The organism is Roseovarius autotrophicus (assembly GCF_018069895.1).
GTDB classification, from domain to species: domain Bacteria; phylum Pseudomonadota; class Alphaproteobacteria; order Rhodobacterales; family Rhodobacteraceae; genus Roseovarius; species Roseovarius autotrophicus.
Genome location: NZ_JAGQDH010000004.1, coordinates 255687 through 262918, shown reverse-complemented (window position 1 = coordinate 262918; position 7232 = coordinate 255687). Strand labels below are relative to the sequence as shown.

The window sequence follows — 7232 nt, the reverse complement described above, 5'->3', positions numbered from 1 at the left end:
CGATCATCGGTCCGCTCAAAATGCATGTCTGCAGGACAGGTCTCCAATCCGTCGCATATCGCCTCAGTCAACCAACCAGACAGAGAATACCGCAAATGGCTCAGGGCTTAAGTTAGCGCCTATGGGGATGGCCCCCCGCCCGCGTCATCCCCGCGAAGGCGGGGATCTTGCGCCGACCGGAGATCCTCTGGTCGAGCCAGAGGATGACAGAGCACAAGACACCCCCCGTCATCCCCGCGAAGGCGGGGATCTCCTTGTTGCAAGAGATCCTCCGACCGAACCGGAGGATGACACATCGCCCCTGTTCAAGGGCGTCCTTACCCCCTATCTCCGCACCATGATCCGCCTTGCCCTTCTTGCCCTCCTGCTCTGGAGCCCGCCCGCCCGCGCCGATTGCGTGGTGCTGCTCCATGGTCTTGCCCGTTCCGAGGCCTCGTTTCTGCTGATGCAGGAGGTGCTCGAGGTCAAGGGATATGACGTGTTCAGCCCCGGCTACCGCTCCACCGAGGCCGACATAGACCGTCTCGCGCGCGAGACGCTGCCCTTTGCCTTGCGGGTCTGTGGCGAGACGACCGTGCATTTCGTCACCCATTCCATGGGCGGCATCCTTCTGCGTCACTGGCTGCGCGACAACCGGCCCGAGACCCTTGGCCGTGTGGTCATGCTCGCGCCGCCCAATCACGGCAGCGAGTTGGTGGACGAGTTGGGCGGGTTCGAGCTTTTTTCCTGGATCAACGGACCTGCGGCGCAACAACTCTACACCGGCCGAGAGAGCTTTGCCGAGGGTCTGCCGCCGGTGGATTTCGAGCTTGGCGTGATCGCCGGTAACCGCTCGCTTAACCCGATCTATTCGAACCTGATCGAGGGGCCGGACGATGGCAAGGTTTCGGTCGCCTCGACCATGATCGAGGGCATGGCCGATCACATCACCCTGCCGGTGACGCATACGTTCATGATGAACAACCCGCTGGTCATGGCGCAGGTGCTGGAATTTCTCTCCCATGGCCGGTTCGACCACGAATTGACGCTTGGCGACGCGCTGACCGACCGGCTGCTGGAATGAGGGCGCTGTCGCTGACGCTGCGTGGGGCCGAGGTGCTCTGGCCCGCTGGCCCCGGTCCCGGCAATCTGGCGCTTGACGGAGGCCGGATCGTGACGGGGCGGGGCGGGCGAGTCGTGGACCTGTCAGGGTTCATGATCCTGCCTGGTCTCATTGATCTGCATGGCGACGGGTTCGAGCATCACCTGGCACCCCGGCGCGGCGCGCTCTCGGACCTTGGCGCGGGGCTGTTGAGCGCCGAGGCGGAGTTGGCCGCGCATGGCATCACCACGGCGGTGCTGGCGCAGTTCCTCAGTTGGGAGGGCGGGATGCGCGGCGCGGGTTTTGCCGCGCGGATGCTGGACGCGCTTGACGCGGTGCGCGCCGAGGTGGCCACCGATCTGCGGGTGCAGTTGCGGCTGGAGGTGACAGCGTTCGAGGATTACCCGGCGCTGGAGGAGATGGTGGCGCGGCATGGCGTGGGCCACGTCGTGTTCAACGATCACCTGCCGCATGACGCGCTGGCAAGGGCTGCGCGCCCGCCGCGCCTGACCGGGCAGGCGCTCAAGGCCGGACGCAGCCCGGAGGCGCATCAGGCGCTGTTGCAGGAACTGCACGGGCGGATGCCCGAGGTGCCGGACCGCCTCGCCGCGCTGGCCGCGCGGCTGCGCGCGCAGGGCGTGCGCCTTGGCAGCCATGACGATGCCACCGCCGAGGACCGCCGCGCCGCCCATGCCCTTGGCGCGCATATCGCGGAATTCCCCGAGACGGTGGCCGCCGCCCGGGCCGCCCGCGCGCAAGGTGATGCGGTGATCATGGGCGCGCCCAATCTGGTGCGGGGCGGCTCGCACAAGGGCAATGCGGGCGCGCGCGCGATGGTGGCCTTGGGCCTCGTCGATGCGCTGGCCTCGGATTATCACGCGCCTTCGCTGGCGCGCGCGGCGTTCTGCCTTGTCGATGAGGGCATCTGCGATCTGGTGGCGGCCTGGGCGCTGGTTTCCTCCGGCCCCGCGCGGATCATGGGGCTTGCGGATCGCGGCACGCTGGCCGAGGGCAGCCGCGCCGATCTGGTGGTGATCGAGCGGGCCACGCGCCGGATCGGGGCCACCATCGCGGGCGGGCGCATCAGCTATCTGACCGGCGTGGCGGCGGCGCGGTTTCTGGGCTGACGGGCTGGACAATCGCCGCGCACTCTGGCCTTTCTGCGCGCATGACAGAGCCCATCTATGCCATTCCCGACATTCACGGGCAGGATGCCCTGCTCGATGAGGCGCTCGAGCGGATCGAGGCCGATGGCGGGCCGGGTGCGCGGGTGATCTTTCTGGGCGATCTGGTGGATCGCGGATCCGACAGCCGCGCGGTGATCGAGCGGCTGATGGCAGGACAGGCCGAAGGGCGCGACTGGACCGTGCTGCGCGGTAATCACGATCAGCTTTTTCTCGATTTCCTCGATCACGGGACGATCCATTCGCCGCGTATCTTGTCGGGAAAGTCATGGCTGCATCCCCGGCTGGGCGGGGCCGGGACGCTGGCCTCCTACGGGGTGCGGGCGAGTGAAGGCGCGCCCGCATGGTCCGAGGCCCGCGCCGCCGTGCCGCGCGCGCATCGTGACTGGCTGGCGCGCCTGCCCTATTGGCACGACACAGGCGAGATGCTCTTTGTCCATGCCGGGATCAGGCCCGGATTGCCGCTGAGCGGTCAGGACCCCGCCGATCTTTTGTGGATCCGAGACGGATTTCTCGACCATGTCGGGCCGCATCCCTGGCTTGTGGTGCACGGCCATACCGCGCTCGACCACCCCACACATTTCGGCAACCGGATCGACCTTGACGGCGGCGCGGCCTATGGCCGCCCGCTCTGGCCGGCGGTGTTCGAGGGGCGGGACTGCTGGCTTTTGTCAGAGACGGGACGGATGCCGCTCGCCCCGTCGTGACCGGACATCGCCCTTGCAATGCCGTAGCCGCATAGCCAATCTGCCCTCAGGCTTGAAGAGTGGAGGACAACCATGGACGATATCGTGATTCTCGACGGGTGCCGCACGGCAATCGGCACCTTTGGCGGCGCGCTGGCGGGGACACCGCCGGGCAAGCTTGGGGCCATTGTTGCCAAGGAGGCGCTCAGCCGCGCGGGTGTGGAAGGCGGACAGATCGGCCATGTGGTCTATGGTCATGTCATCAACACCGAGCCGCGCGACATGTATCTCAGCCGCGTCGCCGCCATCGAGGCCGGTATCCCCGACACCGCGCCTGCGATGAACGTCAACCGGCTTTGCGGCTCGGGCGCGCAGGCGATCGTCTCGGTGATCCAGTCGCTCGCGCTTGGCGATGCCGATTTCGGCCTAGCCGGCGGGGCCGAGAACATGAGCCGCTCGCCGTTCATCATCCCCGATCAGCGCTGGGGCGCCAAGATGGGCGATATCAAGACGCTCGACATGATGCTCGGCGCGCTCAACTGCCCCTTCGGCACCGGCCATATGGGCGTGACCGCCGAGAACGTGGCCGCCGAACACGGCATCAGCCGCTCCGATCAGGACGCCTTTGCGCTCGAAAGCCAGCGCCGCGCGGCGCTGGCGATCTCCGAAGGGCGGTTCAAGTCACAGATCGTGCCGGTAGAGGTGCGCGTCAAACGCGATACCGTGGCCTTTGACACCGATGAACACCCCAAGGCCACCACGCCCGAGGCGCTCGCCGGCCTGAAAGCTGTGTTCCAGAAGGATGGCAGCGTGACTGCGGGCAACGCCAGCGGCATCAACGATGGCGCGGCGGCGGTGGTGCTTGCGCGCGCCGAGGCGGCGGAAAAGGCCGGGCTGAAGCCGCGCGCGCGTGTGCTCGGCTATGCCCATGCCGGGGTGCGCCCCGAGGTCATGGGGATCGGCCCGGTTCCGGCGGTGGAAAAGCTGCTGGCGCGCATCGGTCTGACCGCCGCCGATTTCGACGTGATCGAATCGAACGAGGCCTTCGCCGCTCAGGCGCTTGCCGTCAACAAGGGGCTTGGCCTTGACGCGGGCCGCGTCAACCCCAATGGCGGGGCCATCGCGCTTGGGCATCCGGTGGGCGCGACCGGGGCGATCCTCACCATCAAGGCGCTCTATGAGCTGGAGCGCACAGGTGGAAAACGCGCCATCATCACCATGTGCATCGGCGGCGGGCAGGGCATCGCGCTGGCCATCGAGGCGCTGTGAGGCACGAGCCGCGTTAAGCCAATCTTCACCGCGATGCCGGATGGTGGGCCAAACACCATCCGGCATCGCGGAGGAGGGGCATGAGCCTGGCAAACAAGCTGGCCGAGGAGCGGCGCGCGCGACTGGCCGCCGAACGTTTGCTGGAACAAAAACAGGCCGAATTGCAGGACGCCAACCGCAAGCTTGGACTGCATGCGCGCGCGCTCAGCCACGAGATTCACGAGACCCGCGCCGAGGTGGCCGAGGTTCGCGACGAGAACCGGCGCGTCAAGTCCGACCTCACCGTGGCCCACCAGAAGATCGAGATCGCCGAGCGGCGGCTCTGGCATTCGATCCAGACCATCGAGGGCGGCTTTGCCTTTTTTGACGCCGACAGCCGGATGATCGCGGCCAACCACGCCTGGCTTGCGGTGTTCGAAGGCATCGAGGATGTGAAACCGGGGATCAGCTATGTTGAAATCCTCCAGATCATCACCGAGGAGGGGATCGTCAACATTGGCGATATGACCCCGCAGGGCTGGCGCGAGCGGATGCTCGACCGCTGGCAGGGCACAACACCCCAGCCCGAGGTGCTGCGGCTGTGGAACGGGCAGTATATCCGCCTCATCGATCAGCGCGGCCATGGCGGCGACGTGGTCAGCCTTGTGCATAACATCACCGGATCCATCCGCCAGGAGAAGGAGTTGAGGGAGGCGCGCCGCCGCGCCGAGGCCGCAAGTCGCGCCAAATCGGCCTTTCTCGCCAACATGAGTCACGAGATCCGCACGCCGCTCAACGGGGTGGTGGGCATGGCCGACCTGTTGATGGAAAGCACGCTGGACGAAGAACAGAGCCTGTATGTCAACACGATCAGGCACTCCGCCGAGGCGCTGCTGGTCATCATCAACGATGTGCTCGACTACTCCAAGATCGAGGCCGACAAACTGGTGCTGCACCCTGAGCCATTCGATCTCGAGGTGTGCATACAGGAGTTGGTGACGCTGATGCAGGCCCATGCCCGCGACAAGGGCATAGATCTGCTGGTGGATTACGATCTGTTCCTGCCGACGCGGCTTGTGGGCGATCCTGGACGGGTTCGGCAGATTCTGACCAACCTTCTGGGCAATGCGGTCAAGTTTACAGAGGCCGGTCATGTGTTGATCCGCGTGACCGGGGTGCAGGCGGGCGAGGGGGCGGAGGTCGATCTGCGCATCAGCATCGAGGATACCGGCATCGGCATTCCCGCCGACAAGATTGGCCACATATTCGGCGAGTTCAACCAGGTGGACGACGCGCAAAGCCGCAAGTTCGAGGGCACCGGGCTGGGCCTTTCGATCACGCGGAAACTGGTGCGTCTCATGGGCGGCGACATCTGGGTGGAATCCGAGCCGGGGCAAGGCTCGACTTTCGGGTTCTCTTTGCTTCTGCCGGTCGCCGAGGCGGGCCAGCCTGAGGGGTTGCCGCTTGCCCCCGGCCTGCGGCGCGCGCTTGTGGTAGAGCCGCACGACATCAGCCGGGCGCTGCTCGAACGTCAGCTTGGCGCGCTCGGGTTTGTGGTGACCGCGTGCCGGAACGGGGCTGCGGCGCTTGATATTGCACCGGGTGCCGATCTTGTGGTCACCGCCCATGCGATGAGCGGTATGGACGGGATCGAGCTTACGCAGGCGCTGCGCGGGGCCGGGCACGCCATGCCGATCATTCTGCTGACCGCAAGTTCCGGCAGCCTTGCGCAGCACCCGGTGCGCACCCTCTTGCAGGCGGTGCTCCAAAGGCCGCTGGCGCGGCGCGATCTGATCGCGGCGCTCGCGGCCCTCGCGCCCCCCGATGGCGCGCCCGCCGACCCGGCGCGCGCCATGCGTGTGCTGGCCGCCGAGGACAACAAGACCAATCGTCTGGTGTTCTCAAAGATGGTGCAGGCGCTCGATATCGACCTGCATTTCGCCGAGAACGGGCGCGAAGCGGTGGCGCTGTTCCAGAGCCTCGCACCCGATATCGTGTTCATGGACATCTCGATGCCCGAAATGGACGGCAAGGAGGCCACCCGCGCCATCCGAACCATCGAGGCGCGCGAAGGTGGGCATGTGCCCATCGTGGCGATGACGGCTCATGCCATGAGCGGCGACGATGCCGATATCCTCGCCGCCGGGCTGGACCACTACCTGACCAAGCCGCTGTCGCGCGCGGTCATCGTCGATCACATCCGCGCCGCCGCGCCGTTCGATGCGCGCCCGCCCGAGGCCGAGGTGGTTCAGGTGGCAGGCTGATCGCGCAGGAACACGGGGCGGTCGGGTTCCGAAAGGTCAGGCGCATGGGCATAGCCGCCGGTGTCGAAATCCAAAAGGCTGGCCGGATCGCTCAGGCGCTTCTGGATGATGAACCGCGCCATCGCGCCGCGCGCGCGCTTGGCGTAAAAACTCACGATCTTCGCCTCGCCACCGCGCGCTTCCATGAACACCGGCGTGATCACCCGAAGGCCAAGGGCCGCTTTATCGACCGCGCCGAAATATTCCTGACTGGCGCAGTTCACGAGGGTCTCGGTCCGGATCTCTCTGGCCTGATCCTTCAACGCCTTTGCAATCCGGTTGCCCCAGAAGTCATAGAGCGTCCGGCCCCGTTCCGTCGCCAGCCGGCTGCCCATTTCGAGCCGGTAGGGCTCGATCGCATCAAGCGGGCGCAACACGCCATAAAGCCCCGAGAGAATACGCAGATGATCCTGCGCCCAGGCCATCTCGTCAGGGTCGAGCGATCCGGCTTCCAGCCCCTGGTAGGTGTCGCCCGCAAAGGCGAGCGCGGCGGGTTTCTCGTCCATCGAGCCAAAGGCTGCGAACCGGCCGGCGTTGAGTCGCGCGAGGTTTTCTGAAATCTTCATGAGCTTTTGCAAGCCCTCGGCATCAAGCCCGCGCGCCACCTGCGCCAGTTTCTCTGCCTCACCACGAAACTCGGGGCGCGTGGCGGTGATGCCCGTGATCGGGGCCATGTCCATCTTCTTGGCGGGCGAAACGACGATCAGCATTCTTTTCCTCATTCTCCACG

At 66.2% G+C, this 7232-nt stretch carries 6 protein-coding genes; 5 read left to right on the top strand and 1 reads right to left on the bottom strand.

Annotated features, from left to right (window positions below):
• Positions 1–337 precede the first annotated feature (337 nt).
• The 5 genes from KAK09_RS07430 (at position 338) to KAK09_RS07410 (ending at position 6463) form a co-directional block, all read left to right on the top strand.
• Complete coding sequence (locus tag KAK09_RS07430; protein WP_210878286.1) at positions 338–1063, top strand: alpha/beta fold hydrolase; 726 nt, start codon at positions 338–340, stop codon at positions 1061–1063.
• On the top strand, positions 1060–2208 hold the full coding sequence (locus tag KAK09_RS07425; protein ID WP_210878285.1) for an alpha-D-ribose 1-methylphosphonate 5-triphosphate diphosphatase: 1149 nt from the start codon (positions 1060–1062) through the stop codon (positions 2206–2208). Before KAK09_RS07430 ends, KAK09_RS07425 begins: the two co-directional genes overlap by 4 nt.
• Positions 2209–2249: 41 nt before the next feature.
• Positions 2250–2972 carry a metallophosphoesterase family protein gene (locus KAK09_RS07420; protein ID WP_210878284.1) on the top strand — a complete coding sequence of 241 codons (723 nt, stop codon included), beginning with the start codon at positions 2250–2252 and terminating at the stop codon, positions 2970–2972.
• Between the two features lie 72 nt (positions 2973–3044).
• On the top strand, positions 3045–4220 hold the full coding sequence (locus tag KAK09_RS07415; protein ID WP_210878283.1) for an acetyl-CoA C-acyltransferase family protein: 1176 nt from the start codon (positions 3045–3047) through the stop codon (positions 4218–4220).
• A gap of 80 nt (positions 4221–4300) precedes the next feature.
• Positions 4301–6463, top strand: a complete 2163-nt coding sequence (locus KAK09_RS07410; protein ID WP_210878282.1) for a response regulator — start codon at positions 4301–4303, stop codon at positions 6461–6463.
• On the opposite strand, the gene yaaA is transcribed toward KAK09_RS07410, so the two are convergent.
• Complete coding sequence (gene yaaA / locus KAK09_RS07405) at positions 6448–7212, bottom strand: peroxide stress protein YaaA (RefSeq protein ID WP_210878281.1); 765 nt, start codon at positions 7210–7212, stop codon at positions 6448–6450. The genes KAK09_RS07410 and yaaA overlap by 16 nt on opposite strands.
• Positions 7213–7232: the final 20 nt, after the last annotated feature.